Annotated in this window: 13 protein-coding genes and 1 tRNA gene; 8 read left to right on the forward strand and 6 right to left on the reverse strand. The window is 65.9% G+C overall.

Annotated elements, in window-relative coordinates; all coding sequences use genetic code 11:
* Positions 1–143: 143 nt before the first annotated feature.
* Complete coding sequence (locus tag HDC96_RS08175) at positions 144–1,148, reverse strand: 2-hydroxyacid dehydrogenase (protein WP_179459478.1); 1,005 nt, start codon at positions 1,146–1,148, stop codon at positions 144–146.
* 70 nt (positions 1,149–1,218) lie between these two features.
* Here HDC96_RS08175 and HDC96_RS08180 point away from each other — a divergent pair, with 70 nt between their 5' ends.
* From HDC96_RS08180 to HDC96_RS08210, 7 genes are all read left to right on the forward strand, one after another.
* Positions 1,219–1,551, forward strand: a complete 333-nt coding sequence (locus HDC96_RS08180) for a hypothetical protein (RefSeq protein ID WP_179459655.1) — start codon at positions 1,219–1,221, stop codon at positions 1,549–1,551.
* A gap of 35 nt (positions 1,552–1,586) precedes the next feature.
* Positions 1,587–2,393 (forward strand): alpha/beta hydrolase, encoded by an 807-nt coding sequence (locus tag HDC96_RS08185; protein ID WP_179459479.1) that lies wholly within the window; start codon positions 1,587–1,589, stop codon positions 2,391–2,393.
* The gene (locus tag HDC96_RS08190) at positions 2,390–3,724 is read left to right on the forward strand and encodes a sensor domain-containing diguanylate cyclase (protein WP_179459480.1); all 1,335 of its coding nucleotides are present in this window, start codon (positions 2,390–2,392) and stop codon (positions 3,722–3,724) included. Before HDC96_RS08185 ends, HDC96_RS08190 begins: the two co-directional genes overlap by 4 nt.
* Positions 3,725–3,801: 77 nt before the next feature.
* Complete coding sequence (locus tag HDC96_RS08195) at positions 3,802–4,434, forward strand: TetR/AcrR family transcriptional regulator C-terminal domain-containing protein (RefSeq protein ID WP_176990047.1); 633 nt, start codon at positions 3,802–3,804, stop codon at positions 4,432–4,434.
* 48 nt (positions 4,435–4,482) lie between these two features.
* On the forward strand, positions 4,483–5,583 hold the full coding sequence (locus tag HDC96_RS08200; RefSeq protein ID WP_179459481.1) for an efflux RND transporter periplasmic adaptor subunit: 1,101 nt from the start codon (positions 4,483–4,485) through the stop codon (positions 5,581–5,583).
* Complete coding sequence (locus HDC96_RS08205; RefSeq protein ID WP_179459482.1) at positions 5,580–8,657, forward strand: efflux RND transporter permease subunit; 3,078 nt, start codon at positions 5,580–5,582, stop codon at positions 8,655–8,657. The genes HDC96_RS08200 and HDC96_RS08205 overlap by 4 nt, the downstream gene beginning before the upstream one ends.
* A gap of 688 nt (positions 8,658–9,345) precedes the next feature.
* On the forward strand, positions 9,346–9,885 hold the full coding sequence (locus HDC96_RS08210; RefSeq protein ID WP_179459483.1) for a hypothetical protein: 540 nt from the start codon (positions 9,346–9,348) through the stop codon (positions 9,883–9,885).
* 564 nt (positions 9,886–10,449) lie between these two features.
* Here the strand turns inward: HDC96_RS08210 and HDC96_RS18370 are convergent.
* Positions 10,450–11,445, reverse strand: a complete 996-nt coding sequence (locus tag HDC96_RS18370; RefSeq protein WP_257018614.1) for an RHS repeat-associated core domain-containing protein — start codon at positions 11,443–11,445, stop codon at positions 10,450–10,452.
* A 303-nt stretch (positions 11,446–11,748) separates the two neighbouring features.
* Positions 11,749–11,824, reverse strand: a tRNA-Thr gene (locus HDC96_RS08220).
* 162 nt (positions 11,825–11,986) lie between these two features.
* Here HDC96_RS08220 and treA point away from each other — a divergent pair.
* Positions 11,987–13,615, forward strand: a complete 1,629-nt coding sequence (gene treA, locus HDC96_RS08225) for an alpha,alpha-trehalase TreA (RefSeq protein WP_179459484.1) — start codon at positions 11,987–11,989, stop codon at positions 13,613–13,615.
* Between the two features lie 33 nt (positions 13,616–13,648).
* Here treA and HDC96_RS08230 read toward each other — a convergent pair whose 3' ends face one another.
* The 3 genes from HDC96_RS08230 to ispH form a co-directional block, all read right to left on the reverse strand.
* Positions 13,649–14,635, reverse strand: a complete 987-nt coding sequence (locus HDC96_RS08230; protein ID WP_179459485.1) for a sel1 repeat family protein — start codon at positions 14,633–14,635, stop codon at positions 13,649–13,651.
* Between the two features lie 4 nt (positions 14,636–14,639).
* The gene (locus tag HDC96_RS08235) at positions 14,640–16,520 is read right to left on the reverse strand and encodes a M61 family metallopeptidase (RefSeq protein ID WP_179459486.1); all 1,881 of its coding nucleotides are present in this window, start codon (positions 16,518–16,520) and stop codon (positions 14,640–14,642) included.
* A gap of 218 nt (positions 16,521–16,738) precedes the next feature.
* Positions 16,739–17,689: a 4-hydroxy-3-methylbut-2-enyl diphosphate reductase gene (gene ispH, locus HDC96_RS08240; protein ID WP_019184510.1), complete on the reverse strand. Its 951-nt coding sequence runs from the start codon at positions 17,687–17,689 to the stop codon at positions 16,739–16,741.
* Positions 17,690–17,732: the final 43 nt, after the last annotated feature.

Below are 17,732 nucleotides of genomic sequence, written 5' to 3' on the forward strand. Positions count from 1 at the left end.
CGGCCCTTGTATAGACATGAACGGGTCAGGTCCGGGGCTCGCTCAGCGCGGACCCCAGCCGCGTCACCACGGGCGTTCTGCGCAGCACCCGGCGGGCGGCCACGGTACACGCACCGCCCGGCCAACGTCACGAGCGGCGACGTTCAGACAGGCCGCACCCGGTTCGCGCAGTCCGCCCCACTGACGAAGTCGGCCAGGTTGCGCAGCGTGATTTCCGAGATCTCCTGCAGGGCCTCCACCGTGAAGAAGCCCTGGTGCCCGGTCACCAGCACATTGGGGAAGGTCATCAGGCGCTGGAACGCGTCATCGTCGATGATCTCGCCGGACCGGTCCTGGAAGAACAGCCCGCTCTCCTGCTCGTAGACATCGATGGCCAGGTGCCCCAGGCGGCGGGACTTCAGCGCGCGGATCACCGCATGGGTATCCACCAGCCCACCCCGCGAGGTATTGACCAGCATCGCCCCGGGCTTCATCCGGGCAAGCGAGGCGTCGTCGATCAGGTGATGGGTGTCCGGCGTCAGCGGACAGTGCAGCGAGACGACATCCGATCGCGCGAGCAATTCGTCCAGCGCGACGGACGTTCCGATCGCGGCGAACCCGGGCGACGGATACGGATCGTGGCCCAGCACGGTGCAGCCCATGCCCTTGAAGATGCGGGCGGTCGCCAGCCCGATCTTGCCGGTCCCCACGATGCCCACGGTTTTGCCGAGCAGGGTGCGGCCCAGCAGGCCATCGAGCATGAAGTTGCCCTCGCGCACCCGGTTGTAGGCGCGGTGGGTGTGCCGGTTGAGCGTCATCACCAGCGCCAGCGCATGTTCGGCCACGGCCTCGGGCGAATAGGCGGGCACGCGCGCTACGAACAGGCCCAGCTGGCCGGCGGCGGCCAGGTCGACATTATTGAAGCCTGCACAACGCAGGAGCACCGCGCGCACGCCCAGTGCATGCAGCGCGTGCAGGACCGGCGCATCCAGCCGGTCATTGACGAATACGCAGACCGCCTCGCAGTCCTGCGCGAGTGCCGCGGTATGTACCTCCAGCGCGGCATCGAAATACAGAAACTCGAAGGACTGCCCTGCCCCGCGGCGTTGAATGGCTTCCTCGAGAAACCGCTGGTCATACGGGCGGGCGCTGAATACTGCGATCTTCATGAGGCGGATTCCCTGGAGTTCGAGCATGACGATACCGCAGTACACTGCGGCCAGCTGCCTGGAGACCGCCGTGTCCCTGACTACCCGCCTGCTCCGCTGGACCGCCACGCCGATGGGCCGGCGCGCCCTGTTCGTGCTTACTGCCGCGATCGTGACCCTGATGGCCTGCAACCCACTGCTGGTGCCACTGCTGCCCGTGGTGGATGCGCTGGGGCTGGATGTCCTGCTCCTGCTGATCGGTGCGCAGGCGATGGCGCTGTTGCCGTGGGTGCGGCTGCATGCCAGCCGTATCGCCCGCGTCGCCGCCCGTTTACTGCTTGGTGCGCTCGCAGGTTTCATCGGCGGCTATCTGCGGCAACTGGTCTTCGGCAATGGCGCGCGTTGGACCCGCACGCGCGCGTGACCTAGTATTCGGCACTTGCCGGACGCCATGGGTGGATGTGCGTGGAGAGTTTTGAGCGGTTCAACGGGCGCCGTAGCGGTGCAGGCAAGGACGTCGCGATCCTGTCACACGGCTTTGGTACCGATCAGACCGCATGGAACGCACTGCGTCCCTGGTGTGAAGCGCGCTTTGATGTGATTTCCTTCGATCTTGCCGGCTGCGGCCCGCACGGTGCACAGACATACGATTTCGAACGACACGGCGCGCTGTTCGGGTATGCCGACGATCTGATCGACATCCTCGACGAACTGGACGTGCGTGACTGCACCTACATCGGCCACTCGATGAGCGGCATGATCGGCGCGGCCGCTGCCGTCGCGCGGCCGGACCTGTTCGAGCGCCTGGTCATCATCGGCGCATCGCCGCGTTATCTCGACGATGACGGGTACACCGGCGGCTTCAGGCCGCAGGACCTGGACCAGTTGTTCGACAGCATGCGCGCCAACTACCAGGCCTGGATTGCCGGCTTCGCCCCGATGGTCGTCGGCGTGGAGGACAGCGCGGTCGTCGCCGATTTCTCCAATACCCTGTTCCAGATGCGCCCGGATATCGCCCTCAATACCTCGCGCACGATTTTCACCTCCGATCTGCGCAGCCTGGCCGCGCGGGTCTCAAGGCCGGTCCACCTCATCCAGACCGCACACGACGTAGCGGTACCGGTCGCGGTCGGCCACTGGCTGGCCAACGCGATCGAGGGCGCCACCCTGGATGTGATCGATGCCTCGGGTCATCTTCCGCACATGACCGCGCCCGATGACGTCATGCGCATTCTCGAACAGCGACTGGCAGGCACCGCATTGTGACGACGTCCGACAGTGACGCCCTGGCCGCGCTGTGTCAGTTCGCCCGCCTCGCCTCCCACGCCGACCTGGTAATAGCGGTGGAAGTGGACGCCGGCGGCAGGGCGACGTGGGCGGTCGCGGCGCCGGCGCTGCCCTCCTCGAGTTTCAACCTGGCGCGCAGCGGTCTCTTCGAACACACCTGGAGCGGTGAAGCCGTCGACGCAACGGGGTTCCGGCTGCCGACGGCGATCATCCATGCACTGGAAGGCCTCCCCACCCACCTGCTCTACGTCCCGGCCCCGTCGCACGGGGCGCCGCTGAGCGGCCTGCTGCTGCTGTGGCGAAGCGCGCCTGCCCCTGCAGCGTTGACGGCGCAGGTGCCGCTGCTGGCGACGAGCGTGGCCCGCCTGCTGTCCGCACGGCGGGAGGCCGCACGCGGCGCGATCGTCCGCAATCAGTTCCTCGATCTGTTTGAAAGCGTGCCGGCGGGCATCGTCCTGATCGATGGCGATGGCGTGGGCGCCGCCGTCAACGAGCACGCTGCGGAGCTGCTGGGGTGCGCGGCGGGCAATCACCGCGCGGTGGACCTCGCCGGCCCGATGCGCGCCCTGCGCCAGCGCTGCGACAACCATGCCGACCTGGAGCTCGCCTACAGCGCCCAGATGAACAACGATCAGTTCGCCGCGAAGCAGAACTGGACGCTGGGCGAGCGGACCTTCGAGGTGGATACCCATCCGGTACGCGGCAACGGCGCCCATGGGCGCATCTGGCTGTTCACCGACGTCACCGCCGATCTGCTGATGGCGGCGGAACTGCGCCGCCTCGCCTCCTCCGATCCCTTGACCGGCGTGCCCAATCGCCGTCATTTCGAGGAATGCTCTGCGCAGATCATCGCCGCCCGTGAAGCGAATGGCCGTGCGGTCGCGGTGCTGATGGTGGACGTGGATCACTTCAAGAAGATCAACGACACCTACGGCCATCCGGTCGGCGATGAAGTCCTCAAAGTGGTCGCCAGGCGTTGCCGGGATGCCCTGCGGGAACGCGATCTGTTCGCCCGCTTCGGTGGCGAGGAATTCATCGCGCTGCTGGCCGCCTCCGCCGTGGATGAGATTCCCGCAGCCGCCGAGCGACTGCGCAGCGCGGTCGCCGCCGAACCCATCCTCGTAGGCGGCGAACGTATCGCCGTCTCCGTCAGCATCGGTGGCGCGATCGGCGAGGCGTTACCGGGCGGCGACCAGAAACTGCTGGAAGAGCTGATCTCCCGCGCGGATGAGGCGCTGTATGAGGCCAAGACCAGCGGGCGGAATCGGGTCCGGATGGCCGACCTGCGGCCGGACCTGTTCGCCCCCTGAGGCACGCGGGCGGCACTTGTCCGCGCCAGCCTAACGCTGTTAGATTCGCTGCCTAACATCGTTAGGCAGGCCCAGCAGTGCGTCAACCCATCGCGCGGGAAAACATCGTCGAGGCGGCCTTCCGGATCCTCGACGAGGCCGGTCTGGAGGGGATCACCCTGCGCAAAGTCGCCTGCTCGCTGGGCATCCGCGCGCCGTCGCTGTACTGGCACTTCAAGAGCAAGCAGGCGCTGATCGATGCCATGGCCGATGCCATGATCTGCGACGTCGCCCGTGACATTCCCGTCGGGCAGCCATGGCGGCAGACCCTGCTGCAGATCGGGCGCGAGTTCCGCCTGGCGTTCAAGGCCCGCCGCGATGGTGCGCGGGTCTATGCCGGTACCTTCCTGGCCACCGAGAACGTGCTGCGGGTGGGTGAGGCGAGCATCGCCGCGCTGATCGGGGCGGGCGCCTCGGCACGCTTCGCGGCCACCACCTCGATGGACCTGGTGTATTACACGATGGGCTTCGTCATCGAGGAGCAGTCCTGGCCCGGCGACGGCAGCATGGAGGCACTGGGCGAGGCGTTCATGGCCCTGGCCGAAGCGCGTTTCCCGCATTGCTGGCAGGCCCGTGATGTGTGGAGCGAAGTCGATTTCGACGCCCGCTTCGAGCAGGGGCTGGGCCTGATGCTGGATGGCATCGCACTGCGCCTGTCCCGCGAATCCTGATTCCCCCACTCCTTTTTCTCCCGCTGTTCCGACCCGGAAAGCCCCTCAATGCGTGCACCCTCCTTCCGCAGTATTTCCCTGATCCTGGTCGCCGCGCTGCTGTCCGCGTGTGGCGGCAAGGACGACAAGGCTTCGGCCGACGCCACGGCCGCCAGTTCGGCGCTGCCGGTCTCGCTGGCGCCCGCACAGCAGCAGACCATGGCGCGCACGGTGCTGGTCTCCGGGCCGGTGACCGCCTACGAGGAAATGCAGCTGGGCGTGGAGATCAGCGGCCAGCGGGTGACCGCACTGCTGGTGGACGTGGGCCAATGGGTCAAGCAGGGCCAGGTGCTGCTGCAGGTGGACCATCGCACCCTGGACAGCGAGCTGGCGCAGGCCGACGCCTCGCTGCGGCAGGCGCAGGCCTCGCAGGAACTGGCGCGGATGAACTACGAGCGCAGCGCCAAGCTGGCCGCCCAGCAGCTGATCAGCGAAAGCAGCCTGGATGAGCTGCGTGCCTCGCGCATCAATGCCGAAGCACAGACCTCCACCGCACGCGCCGCACGCGACGCGGCCAAGCTGCGCCGCGATTTCGCCGACCTGCGCGCACCGGCCGACGGCCTGATCTCCAAACGGCTGGTGCAGCCGGGCCAGGTGGTTTCCGCCGGTACCGAGCTGCTGCGCCTGATCCGCGATGGCCGCCTGGAGTGGCGCGCGGAACTGCCGGAAAACCAGCTGGCCGATGTGGCGGTAGGCAACACCGTGGAGCTGCCGTATGCCGGCCAGGTGGTCAGCGGCCGCATCCGCGCGGTCACCCCGGGTGTCGATGGGCAGACCCGCACCGGCACGATCTACGCCGACCTGCCCACGCCCGGCCCGCTCAAGCAGGGCATCTACGTGGATGGCCGCATCGTCACCGGCGACGGCCCGGTACTGACCATCCCGACCGCGGCGATCGTGCAGCGCGATGGCCACAACTACGTGTTCACCGTGAACGACAAGCAGCAGGCCACCCGCCACCGGGTCAGCACCGGCCAGGCCGTGCAGGGCCGCACCGCGATCCTGGAAGGTCTGAAGGCCGGTGACCAGGTCGTGGTGGATGGGTCCGGCTTCCTCGGTGAGGGCGACCGCGTGCGCGTGGTAGCCGCGACCCAGGCCGCCGCACGATGAACATCTCTGCCTGGGCGATCAAACGCCCGTTGCCTGCGCTGCTGATCTTCTTTGTGCTGTGCGTGGCCGGCCTGTGGGGTTTCCATCAGCTGCCGGTGGCGCGCTTCCCGGACATCGCCTTCCCGATGACCACGGTCACCGTCACCCAGCCCGGTGCCTCGCCGAGCCAGCTGGAAGCCGAAGTGACCCGCAAGGTCGAGGACTCGGTGGCGACGGTCAACAACGTCAAGCGCGTGATCTCCTCGGTCAGCGAAGGCGTCAGCACCACCACCATCGAATTCCAGCTGGAGGCCGACCTGGCCACCGCACTGGATGACACCCGCGATGCCGTTACGCGCATTCGTACCGATCTGCCGCAGGACATCCAGGAGCCGGTGATCTCCAAGGTCGATATCGGCGGTTCGCTGATGACCTATGCGCTGGTCGCCCCGCACATGACCACCGATGAGGCCAGCTGGTTCGTCGACCGCGACATCTCGCGTGCGATGTACGGCGTGCCCGGTGTCGCGCGCGTCACCCGCGTGGGCGGCGTGCAGCGCCAGGTGCGGGTGGATCTGGATCCCAATGCGCTGATCGCGATGGGTATCACCGCTGGCGATGTCTCCCAGCGGCTGGCCCGCATCCAGGTGGAGCGTGCCGGCGGCAAGACCGAGGTCGAGGGCGCGCAGCAGACCATCCGCACGCTGGGCACCGTCGGTGACGCGCAGGCGTTGCGCGACTACTCCATCGCGCTGCCGGACGGGCGCGCGGTGCGGCTCTCCACGCTGGCCACGGTGACCGATGGCGCCGCCGACCCGACCGAAGCGGCCCTGCTGGACGGCAAGGGCGTGGTCGCCTTCTCGATGTCGCGCACCCGCGGCTCCAGCGAGGTCAAGGTCGAAGCCGGCGTGCACGACGCGCTGGACACGATCAAGGCCGAGCATCCGGGCATCGACTTCCGCCTGGTCACCACGGCGATCGATGAGACCCACCGCTCCTACGATTCCTCGATGACCATGCTCTGGGAAGGCGCGCTGCTGGCGCTGCTGGTGGTGTGGCTGTTCCTGCGCGACTGGCGGGCGACGTGGGTGTCCGCGCTGGCGCTGCCGCTGTCGATCATCCCGACGTTCGCGGTGATGTACTTCTTCGGCTTCACCCTCAACATCATCACGCTGCTGGCGCTGTCCGTGGTGGTCGGCATCCTGGTGGACGATGCGATCGTGGAGATCGAGAACATCGTGCGCCACCTGCGCATGGGCAAGCCCCCGCTGGAAGCCGCGCGCGAGGCGGCCGGCGAGATCGGCAACGCGGTGATCGCCACCTCGCTCACCCTGGCCGCCGTGTTCGTGCCGGTGGCCTTCATGCCCGGCATCGCCGGCAAGTTCTTCCGCGAGTTCGGCTGGACCGCCGCCACCGCCGTGCTGTTCTCGCTGCTGGTGGCGCGCCTGCTCACGCCGATGATGGCGGCCTACCTGCTCAAGCCGCATGGCGAGGAGAAGCCGGAATCGAAGCTGATGACCTGGTACCTGGGCTGGGTGGACGCCGCGCTGCGCCATCGCGGCCGCACGCTGTGGCTGGCCACCGGGTTGTTCGTCGCGTCGCTGGCGCTGGTGCCGTTCATCCCCGCCACCTTCATCCCGCAGTCCGATCTGGGCCGCAGCAACCTCAGCCTCGAACTGCCGCCGGGCACGCGCCTGCAGGAAACCGTGGCCGTCGCCGAGCACGCGCGTGCGCTGCTCGAGGACATGCCCGAACTCAAGCAGGTCTACACCGCGGTCGGCGCCGTGCTCGACCTCGGCGACCCCAGCGCAACCGGCGTCGGTGAGCCGCGCAAGGCCACCCTCGTGCTCGACTGGGGCAGCGCCGACGGGCGGGAGCGCGACCAGCGCGTGCTGGAGCGCGAGGCCCGCCAGCGCCTGGCCGACCTGCCCGGCGTGCGCGTCAGCTACGTCAGCTCCGAGCCGGGCAACCTGCTGCAGCTGGTGCTCTCCGGTGACGACCCGCAGCGCCTGCAGGATGCCGCCACCGCGCTGGAGCGCGACCTGCGCGGCATCCAAGGGTTGGGCAGTGTCACGTCCACCGCCTCGCTGCTGCGCCCGGAACTGCAGATCGTGCCGAACCCCGCCCGCGCGGCGGACCTGGGCGTGGCCACCGCCGATATCGCCGAGGCCGCCCGCATCGCCACGGCGGGCGATTACGAGCAGCGACTGGCCAAACTCAACCTGCCCGACCGGCAGGTGCCGATCCGGGTCGGCTTTGCCGAAGCCACGCTGGCCAACCCGGGTCTGATCAGCCAGCTGCGCGTGCCCGGCCGCAACGGCCCGGTACCGCTAGCGGCGGTCGCCGACATCCAGCAGGGCAGCGGCCCGTCGCAGATTTCGCGCTACCAGCGCCAGCGCAACGTGACCCTCACCGCCGAACTCAACGGCCGCCCGCTGGGCGACGTGATGACCGAGGTACAGGCCCTGCCGAGCGTCAAGCAGCTGCCGCCGGGCGTGACCTTCCTCAACACCGGCGATGCGGAAGTGTTCGTCGAACTGTTCATCGGCTTCATGCTGGCGATGGCGGCGGGGTTGATCTGCATCTACATGGTGCTGTTGCTGCTCTTCAACCACGCCCTGATGCCGATCACCATCCTCGCCGCGGTGCCGCTGTGCGCCGGCGGTGCGTTCGGCGCCCTGCTGATCACCCAGAACATGCTCTCGCTGCCGGCACTGATCGGCCTGCTGATGCTGATCGGCATCGCCACCAAGAACTCCATCCTGCTGGTGGATTACGCGGTGATGGCCGAAGACGAACACGGCATGAGCCAGCACGATGCGCTGATCGATGCCTGCCGCAAGCGCGCACAGCCGATCATCATGACCACCCTGGCGATGGGCGCGGGCATGATGCCGATCGCGCTGGGCTTTGCGGGGGACTCCAGCTTCCGTGCACCGATGGCGATCGCCGTGATCGGCGGATTGATCACCTCCACGCTTCTGAGCCTGATCGTGATTCCCGCGGCCTTCACCGTGGTGGATGATGCGGGCGACTGGCTGTCGCGGAAGTTCCGGCGGCGGTCTTCGCATCCCGCTGTCGGCGGTGCGGAGTGAGCTGACCCGCCACGCCGCCACAAACAAAAAGCCCCGACCAAGGCCGGGGCTTTTTGCTGTATCTGGTGCCGGAAACAGGAATCGAACCTACGACCTACGCATTACGAATGCGGCTCCAGATCAACCACTTAGAATGCGCTATGCATCAAAAGAGCTGCGGACGACATCGCGCCACTACTCCGCCCGATCTTGCCGGCTAGTGCCAGTTCGACACATCTGCCTACGTCCGGCCCCTGAGACACGTCACACGCGAACGCGATGAACGCTAGGGACAGACTCATCGGACTCATGTAAGCGCCTCTGAAGCCGGAATCTCCCAGCGTTCGGATCGCCAACCAGGATGCGGCACTCTCATACGCACTCATCACGGTGAGAAGCAGAACCAGCCCAAGGAGCACGTATGGTGTATGGAAGGCAGACACGACACACGATCCCTCCAGGATAGCTGACTAGCCGAACCATTAAGGCCGCCTAGTAGACGGCAAACCGGGAACGGCGGCTTCAAATAAACATCCTCATATCTCGAGTTTGACAGAGCCCTTGTTCAGCCTGATGATCCAGCACAAACCCTGAGCCCCGGGGAACACTTTAGTGGCAGCGCAAACGGAAGACACGATCACAGACCGTCGCTTGGTATTCCATCGTATGGCCGTGCCCCCCCAGCCCCCCTCCCCACGAGCGCACCACCGTGGCGAAGAAGACCCCTGAACAGATCGCCGACGAAGAAGAGCGCACGTCCTCCCTTGGCCTGCTGCGGTACGCCCACGAGTACCAACGTGCCGCCGAAATGGTGAAGCAGCAGGACGACCGGTCCGTGGTCCCGTATATGCTCATTGCCCATTCGTTGGAGCTTGGCTTGAAGGCATTTCTAAGAAGCCGTGGGGCCACCTTGGATGCCCTGCTAGAGCTGCGTCACGGCCTCCCCCGCATCCATGAAAGAGCGATGGGCAAGCGCCTTGACCGCCTCTGGCCGAGCGCCGCTGAGCTGTTGCCGACGCTGGAGCTACTGGAGGCGGCAAACCATCGGCAAGCCCTACGCTACATCGTCAACGGCACGAAGACTTACCCGGACTGGAATGTGGTCAACCTGTATGCACAGGGGATGATCGTGGCTCTCACTGAGCATTGCCTACGCGACAAGTTCGGGGGCAAGGCCGGCGCAGCAGAGGTCAAGAAAAACCGAGGGCCAAGGAACGTGTTCCCGAAGCCGGTGCCGAGGAAGACTTGAGGAGAGCTGACGGTGCGCCTGAGTCGTCACCTGACGGCCCCTGCGGTGGGCATCGGGTGGAACCTCGTGTGGAACCGGGAACCGTGGCGGGAAAATGCCGACAAAGGCAAATCCTTCGAACGCTGCCTCACTCTTGCTGGTTCTATCCGGCCCGAATCAGTACATCGCAGTTCCCACATCTAGGCGCTTCGGTGCGGGAAAAATACACTCCGCGGCCGGAACATCCTAAGCAGCACGCGCCGGAACGCAAGATACATGCACTCAACCGTGCCTATCCTGAAAAAAGTAAAGCCCAGGTCACGCCCTTCGAATTCAAACATCCTCTCTTCAGCAACTTCCCAAACGTCACGTACGGAGAAATATGTCCTGAAGACCCCCGTCTCAACAGTCGCTACGAAATGTGCGCTCATACGATCCGAAAGCATCCTCCGCATGCGATCAACCGCAGTCGCAACATTCGATGACTTGATGAAGAACGTCGCTTGAAATCCGCCGACATCAGCCCCGAGCCCAGACGCTCGAATAAAGACCCCTTCAACCATGAATTCATAGAATCTCACGAGCCTATCTCCCATTGCTCAACTCTTGATCCAGCCTTTTTGAATCAAGCCTTCCGCCAACTCGAAAATAGCCCTGAAATCCTCCATCCTGTCCCATCTTTACACCAGGCATAGGCAGGCCAGTCTTCTCGCTGATCGCCCCCATCGTGCCATTCCATCTCGCGATATCAGACTGCTCAGCGGGTCTAGGAACCAGATCAGGGATGTACTCTGCCGCATCAGCAACTTGCTCAAGCGTACCGGCTACAGCTAGTGCGCCGACGCTGACCTTACCCCAGAAGGAGTGCCCCCTTACGCTCTCTGTCTGGTAATGCGGAAGCCCTTTGCCGCCCCCCTCCAGTTCATGGCCCACGTGTTTGAGCTGCCCCTCAGCCCCGTGTGCGGATGTCTCAATCTGCCTCGCCACTTGTCTTCTGTCCGCTATGACGTTCTGCTGGGCCCGGCGCGCACTGACGGCCTGCTCCTGAGTCAGTCGTGCAACCTTATGGGCCTGGTTTGCGGTGAGTCTGACGAGCCATGCAACTTTACCGGCTTCTCCATCAGGATCTACGTAGGTGTAAGGATTTCCGTTCGCATACCGATACCGATTGAACTGCCCCACGGGCTGGTCATAAGCCGTTGCCGGGTCCACCGACAGGAATATCCCCAACTGCGGATCCATGTACCGCTGCTGCATGTAGCTCAGCCCGGTAGCCGAGTCGCTCACATGCCCGGCGTATCCCGGCCCATCCGTGACCTGACCACCGACAACGGCCCCGTAGGGTTCGTAGTCATAGCGCTTGATCACATTGCCATTGGCATCGCTCTCGGCCACAACCGAGCCAAGGGCGTCGGTGTGAATGTACGTGACCGCCTGTGCGATTGCGGCTGGTGCCATGCCGAAGCCAATCACCAGCACGCAGCATAGCCAGGCGCCTACGGCACCCAGCTTTCGAATTCGATCTTCCAATCCCCTGAAGCGGGTCGACACACCGCCTGCATTTCCCTTGAACCTGCACATCCTTCAAACCCCTGAAAGAGCCTTCCAGTAAGGCATCGAATTCATAGCACAGGATGGGCGATCGGGATGCTGAATCGCGATACTCAGGCCTAACGCGCCATTTCACGTCGAACTCTGCCCGAAACGCGAAGCGCCAGGTAAGCCGAAGGCGACGTACGAGCGAGAAGAGGGGTTCAATTGTTCTGGGCTGCCAGCCAGGGGCTGGCACTACCTGATCGGGTGTCGCGCCTTCTCACATCCATCGGCCGCCGCTACAGAAGTACAAACAAAAAGCCCCGACCAAGGCCGGGGCTTTGCTGTATCTGGTGCCGGAAATAGGAATCGAACCTACGACCTACGCATTACGAATGCGCCGCTCTACCAACTGAGCTATTCCGGCGAGGTCGTGAATTCTAGGGGGTCTGGGCCACTTTGGTCAATCGGGGAAGCGCTCATCGTGGAACGGCCCGCGCGCCCAATGGCCCGGCAAGACGCGCTCCTGCCGCACCAGCCCTTGACGCACCAGCCTCTACAGTGAATCCCCCACTTCCGGAGGCATCCCATGCGCCCCTGTCCCCGCCTGGCCGGCCTGCTGCTGTCGTCCCTGCTGCTGAGTGCCACTGCGCTGGCACGCGACAGGACACCGACGCCGCAGACACCGGACCAGCAGTGGCAGCCCCTGTTCCAGCAGGTCCAGGGGGCGCACCTGTTCAAGGATCAGAAGACCTTCGCCGACGCGGTGCCCCGCCAAGCGGCGGCGACCGTCCTGACCGAGTGGCAGCGCGCCAGGACGCAGCCCGGGTTCGACCTCGCCGGTTTCGTCTCCGAGCACTTCACCGTGCCCGGCGACGCCCCGCCGTACGTGCCGCCTGCCGGGGAGACGCTGCGTGCCCATATCGAGGGGCTGTGGCCGGTACTGACCCGCACCACCGACACGGTGGATCCGAACGGTTCGCTGCTGCCGTTGCCCAGGCCCTACGTGGTGCCCGGCGGACGCTTCCGCGAGGTGTATTACTGGGACAGCTATTTCACTCTGCTCGGGCTGGCCTCTACTGGCCGCTGGCAGCAGGTACGCGACATGGTGGACAACTTCGCGTTCCAGCTCGACAGCTACGGCCACATTCCCAACGGCAACCGCAGCTACTACCTGAGCCGCTCGCAACCGCCCTTCTTCAGTCTGATGGTGGATCTGCTCGCCACTCACGAAGGCGATGACGCCTACCGCCGCTATCTCCCACAGCTGCGCATCGAGCATGCGTTCTGGATGCGCGGTGCAGAAACGCTGGCATCGGGCGAGGCACGCGAGCGGGTGGTCCGGCTGGCGGATGGCCAGCTGCTCAACCGTTACTGGGACGACCGCGCCGTGCCGCGCACCGAGTCCTGGATGGACGATCTGGCCACCGTCGCGCAGGCGCCGCAGCGCGCGCCCTCGCAGGTGTATCGCGACCTGCGCGCCGGCGCGGAGTCGGGCTGGGATTTCAGCTCGCGCTGGTTGGCAGAGCCATCCGCGTTGGCGAGCATCCGCACCACCGCGATCGTACCGGTCGATCTGAACAGCCTGCTGTTCCATCTGGAAACGACCGTGGCCCGCGCCAGCAAAGCAACCGGTGATCGCGCCGCTGCGCGCACCTTCGCCCAGCTGGCGAAGGCACGTCAGCACGCCATCAACCAACTGCTCTGGGATGATGAGCACGGCTGGTACGTCGACCGCGATCTGGAGCGCGGCCAGACCCGTCCTGCCCTGACCGCGGCCGCCCTGTTCCCCTTGTGGCTGGACGTGGCTGATCGCGCGCAGGCGCGCCGTACCGCGCAGGCGGTGGAGACACAGTTGCTGCGCGACGGCGGTTTGCTGACCACCACCGTGGCAACCGGCCAGCAATGGGATGCCCCGAATGGCTGGGCGCCGCTGCAGTGGGTCGCGGTGGACGGGCTGCAGCGCTATGGGCAGAACACCCTCGCCCGCCGGATCGGCACGCGCTTCCTGCGCACTGTGCAGACGGTGTACGACCGCGAGGGCAAGCTGGTGGAGAAGTATATGGTGGACGGTTCGGCTACCGGCGGCGGCGGTGGCGAGTACCCGCTGCAGGATGGCTTCGGCTGGAGCAACGGGGTCACGCTGGCCCTGCTGGATCGCCTGTGTGCGCCGAAGCGTGCGTGCGAGAGCGCCCAGGATGTGGACGCCGCGGACTGATCCACCACCCGCGCCGCGCGAACGTGATGCGCGCTATGGCACGCAACATGCCCCGTGGACAGTGTTGGCCAGCAGCCGTGCGCGTGCCCGCTGGTCTGCGCTCAATTCGGCATCCAGCGATTGCATGACCAGCGGAGAGACGTAGTTGGGATTCACCTGCTGCAAGGCCAGGTTGTAGGCATAGGCGGCAACCGGATCGCGCGGCACGATGCCGCCGTGTTCGTAATCCCGGGCCAGCTTGGCGACCGCATCGATACTGCCACTGCGGGCCAGCGTTTCCAGGTATTGCCCTGCGGTGTGCTTCCACGCCACGGCCCGCTCCGGATCCGCCAGGATATCCGCGTAGGTGCCCAGCACATCCTCGGGCGAGCGTGCATAGCCCAGTTGACCCTCGACAGAGCCCTGCAGCGCCGCCTTTTCCAGCCAGTTGCCGGGGTACAGATCGCGATCAAGCGCCAGTGCGCCGCACTCGCGAAGCAGACGCTCGGAGCGCTCCAGGAACGCCTTCTCTGCGCCCACCAGTGCCGCAGACTGGGCGAGCTGATCCACGCGGTCGGAAGTAAATGTGCGGCACTCAAGCACGGTGAGATAGATGTCGTAGCTGGCAGTACCGTCGCCAGCCTCCGAGCGCGGCAGCAACTGCTGGACGTAGGCCAGCGCATCGCCCGGTGGACGGCTCGAGCCTTGGCGCGACAGCTCGTAGGCTTTGGGCCCCAACGAACGGAACGTGCCCGGTGCCGGCGGTAGCGCAGTGACCGAGGCCGGCACGCGCATCCCATTGAGGGCCACCGGAGAAGCAGCTTCACTGGTAGTGCTCCGCACGTGTTGGCCAATAGGAATGCTGTCCTGACTGCATAGTGCCACCGCTCCTACGAAGATGCCGCCCGCAGCGACGAGCACCACTGCCAATTGTGCCTTCCCGTGTTTTCCAAGCATGAGCGTCCGTGCCACCATCGCATCCAGTCCAACGTGTTTGATAACGCATCCACCATGAATCCTCGCCGCCTCGGGCGAGGACACGGCATCACCGCGCCTTCCACAACTCCGCCAACCGATCCGGCTTGCCCGCGATCCGCTCCAGCGCCGGGTACTTCAGCCCGTCGTGGTAATCCAGCGTCACCGTATCGATGCGATCGACGTTTTTCACCAGCAGCGTCAGCGGTGCCTTGTCGGTCTTGGCCGCGGTGATCGCCTCCTTGAACTGCTCGGCCTTGAAGACCCGGCCATTGAGCGCGACCACGCTCATCCCGGGAATCAGCCCGGCATTGAACGCCGGGCTGTCCCACAGCACGTCGCCGATGTGGCCGGACTCGCTCACGGACAGGCCGATGGAGTACAGCAGGTTGCTGTTCTTGCCGCGCGTCTCCTGCGCCTTGAACGCCTCGTTCGGCGTATCGGTGTAGACCAGTTTCCAGCCGGCCGCTTCCAGGCCCGCTGTGAGCGGACCGTGCCCGTCCAGGCGCTCGCGCAGGAAGCTGGCCCAGTCGAACGGCGCCACGCCGTTGAGCGTGTTCACCACCTCGTCGAAGGTATACGGATGGACGTTCCAGTCGCCGTCGTTCATGCCGAAGAACGCCTTGGCGAAGTCGTCCAAGCCGCGCTTGTTGGCGGTCAGCGCACGCAGCTTGCCGTCCACCTCCAGCCACACCATCTGGCCGCCGGAGTAGTAGTCCTCGCTCATCTGGTAGTTGCGGAACGCCAGCGCGCGGCGCTGGGCGATGGTCGGGTCGTTGGTGGTGTCCTGCAGGTTGCGCCAGGCCAGGCCAGGGCGGCCGCGGTCGTAGGTGCCGGCGACATTGGCGAGCACATCGCGGGTCTGCTGCGCGGTCCACAGCCCGGAGCGCGCGGCCAGCACCTGGCCCCAGAACTGGGTCTGGCCTTCGTACAGCCACAGCAGGCTGTCGCCCATCGGCACGTTGAAGTTGGCCGTGGTCAGATCGGCGCCCCGACGGTACTTGCCGTTCCAGGAGTGATTGAACTCGTGCGGCAGCAGATCACGGCCGAGCCAGGTCTTGTCCCACTCGGTGAAGTAGCCGGTGTCGCCGCTGTTCTCGCTGGAGCGCTGGTGCTCCAGGCCGATGCCGCCGAGCCTGTCGGTCAGCGCGAGCAGGAACTCGTAGCGGTCGAAGTGGCGTGCGCCGTAGAGCTTGTACATCTGCTGCACCAGCGCGCGATGCGCCTGGATCTGCTCGGGCTTGGCCGCCAGCGACTTGGCGTCATCGGCGAAGACATTCAGGTGCACCGGCACCTTTGCGCCGGGGTCCAGATCGAAGCGCTGGAAGTGGCGGCCGGCGAACAGCGGCGAGTCGACCAGGTGGTCGTAGCTGATCGGCTTGAACACCACGGTGTCGCCGTCGCGGCGCTCGGTATCCAGCGCGGTGGCGTACGACCAGCCCGGCGGCAGAGTGACCGTGGCCTGCGCCTGGATGTTGCGGGTGATCACCCCGGCCGGGTACAGCGAATTGGCATTCCACTGCAGGTTGAGCATGTCCGGCGTCATCACCACGCGGCCCTGCGCGCCCTGGGAGGACAGGAACTTGAACTCGGCCACGACTTCACTGGCGCCCTGCGGCACCTCCACGGTGAAGGCGTAGACGTCGTACGGATCCCGCTTCCACTGCAGCGGCGTGCCGTTGGCGGTGACGACCAGGCCGGCGAGCTTGTCGATCGGCCCGCTCGGCGAATGCGCACCGGGCAACCACTGCGGGTACAGCAGGGTCAGCGGGCCGGGCTTGGCCGGCACCGTGGCCTTGACCTTGAAGATGCGTCGCCCGATATCGCGCGCGTCCACGTCGATGCGCAGCAGACCCGGGAAGGCCACGTCCTGCGGCGGCGGTGTCTGCGCCTGCACGCCGGTGGCGGACACGGCCAGCAACACGGACAGGGCAACGGCACGCATCTTCATCAGGCAGGCTCCAGCGGGGGAAGCCTCGATCCTAGCCCTGCGTTACCGCCCTGCCCCATGGCCAAAGGTCATGCGTCGCGTTGCGGCCATGATTGGCACAGGTGAGTGCGGTGATGTTCTGTCTGCCGGACGCGATCAGGACCCACCGGGGTGAGCTGCCGGCCAGCGGCCGGCACTACCGGGCAGCGCCACGGCATGCGTGGCGTCACGATGTCGGGTCAGTCGACCAGCCGCAGCCGCAGTTCTTTCGGCAGCGCGAACACCATCGATTCCGGCTCGCCGTCCAGCTCGCCGACGCCGGTGGCGCCAAGTTCCTTCAGGCGCGCGATTACCCCATCCACCAGCACCTGCGGCGCGGAGGCGCCGGCGGTCAGGCCGATGTGCTTCTTGCCGGCCACCCATGCCGGGTCGATCTCGTCGGCCCCGTCGATCAGGTAGGACTCCACCCCATCACGGCGCGCCAGTTCACTCAGGCGATTGGAGTTGGAGCTGTTCGGCGAACCGACCACCAGCACCAGGTCGCAGCGCTTGGCCAGGTCGCGCACGGCATCCTGGCGGTTCTGCGTGGCGTAGCAGATGTCATCGTTCTTCGGGCCCTGCATCGCCGGGAAGCGGGTGCGCAGGGCGTCGATGATGCTGCGCGTGTCATCTACCGAGAGGGTGGTCTGGGTGGTGTAGGCGAAGTTCTCCGGCTGGTCGATGACCAGCGTGGCGACGTCCTCCACATCCTCCACCAGGTAGATCTGGCCGGTGCCGCGCTCGCGGCTCCACTGGCCCATCGTGCCTTCCACTTCCGGGTGCCCGGCGTGGCCGATCAGCACCACGTCGCGGCCGGCGCGGCAGTGGCGGGCCACTTCCAGGTGCACCTTGGTAACCAGCGGGCAGGTGGCGTCGAACACTTTCAGGCCACGGCGGTCGGCTTCCTGCCGCACGGCCTGGGAGACGCCGTGGGCGCTGAAGATCACCGTATTGTCGTCCGGCACCTCGTCCAGTTCTTCGACGAAGATCGCGCCGCGGGCCTTGAGGTCATCGACCACGAACCGGTTGTGCACGACCTCGTGGCGCACGTAGATCGGCGCACCCAGGGTCTCGATCGCGCGCTTGACGATCTCGATCGCACGATCGACACCGGCACAGAAACCACGCGGATTGGCGAGCAACACATCCATCGGTCAGATACTCCGGCCGGCGTGAGCCGGGTCGTTACGGATA

It is taken from the genome of Stenotrophomonas sp. JAI102 (genome assembly GCF_013409105.1).
Lineage (GTDB): Bacteria > Pseudomonadota > Gammaproteobacteria > Xanthomonadales > Xanthomonadaceae > Stenotrophomonas > Stenotrophomonas maltophilia_AA.

What these genes read in the sequence shown, in the direction of transcription:
- HDC96_RS08175 (WP_179459478.1), bottom strand. Translation starts at nt 1,148, where the DNA reads ATGAAGATCGCAGTATTCAGCGCCCGCCCGTATGACCAGCGGTTTCTC.
- treA (WP_179459484.1), top strand. Translation starts at nt 11,987, where the DNA reads ATGCGCCCCTGTCCCCGCCTGGCCGGCCTGCTGCTGTCGTCCCTGCTG.
- HDC96_RS18370 (WP_257018614.1), bottom strand. Translation starts at nt 11,445, where the DNA reads ATGTGCAGGTTCAAGGGAAATGCAGGCGGTGTGTCGACCCGCTTCAGG.
- HDC96_RS08205 (WP_179459482.1), top strand. Translation starts at nt 5,580, where the DNA reads ATGAACATCTCTGCCTGGGCGATCAAACGCCCGTTGCCTGCGCTGCTG.
- HDC96_RS08235 (WP_179459486.1), bottom strand. Translation starts at nt 16,520, where the DNA reads ATGAAGATGCGTGCCGTTGCCCTGTCCGTGTTGCTGGCCGTGTCCGCC.
- HDC96_RS08185 (WP_179459479.1), top strand. Translation starts at nt 1,587, where the DNA reads ATGTGCGTGGAGAGTTTTGAGCGGTTCAACGGGCGCCGTAGCGGTGCA.
- ispH (WP_019184510.1), bottom strand. Translation starts at nt 17,689, where the DNA reads ATGGATGTGTTGCTCGCCAATCCGCGTGGTTTCTGTGCCGGTGTCGAT.
- HDC96_RS08200 (WP_179459481.1), top strand. Translation starts at nt 4,483, where the DNA reads ATGCGTGCACCCTCCTTCCGCAGTATTTCCCTGATCCTGGTCGCCGCG.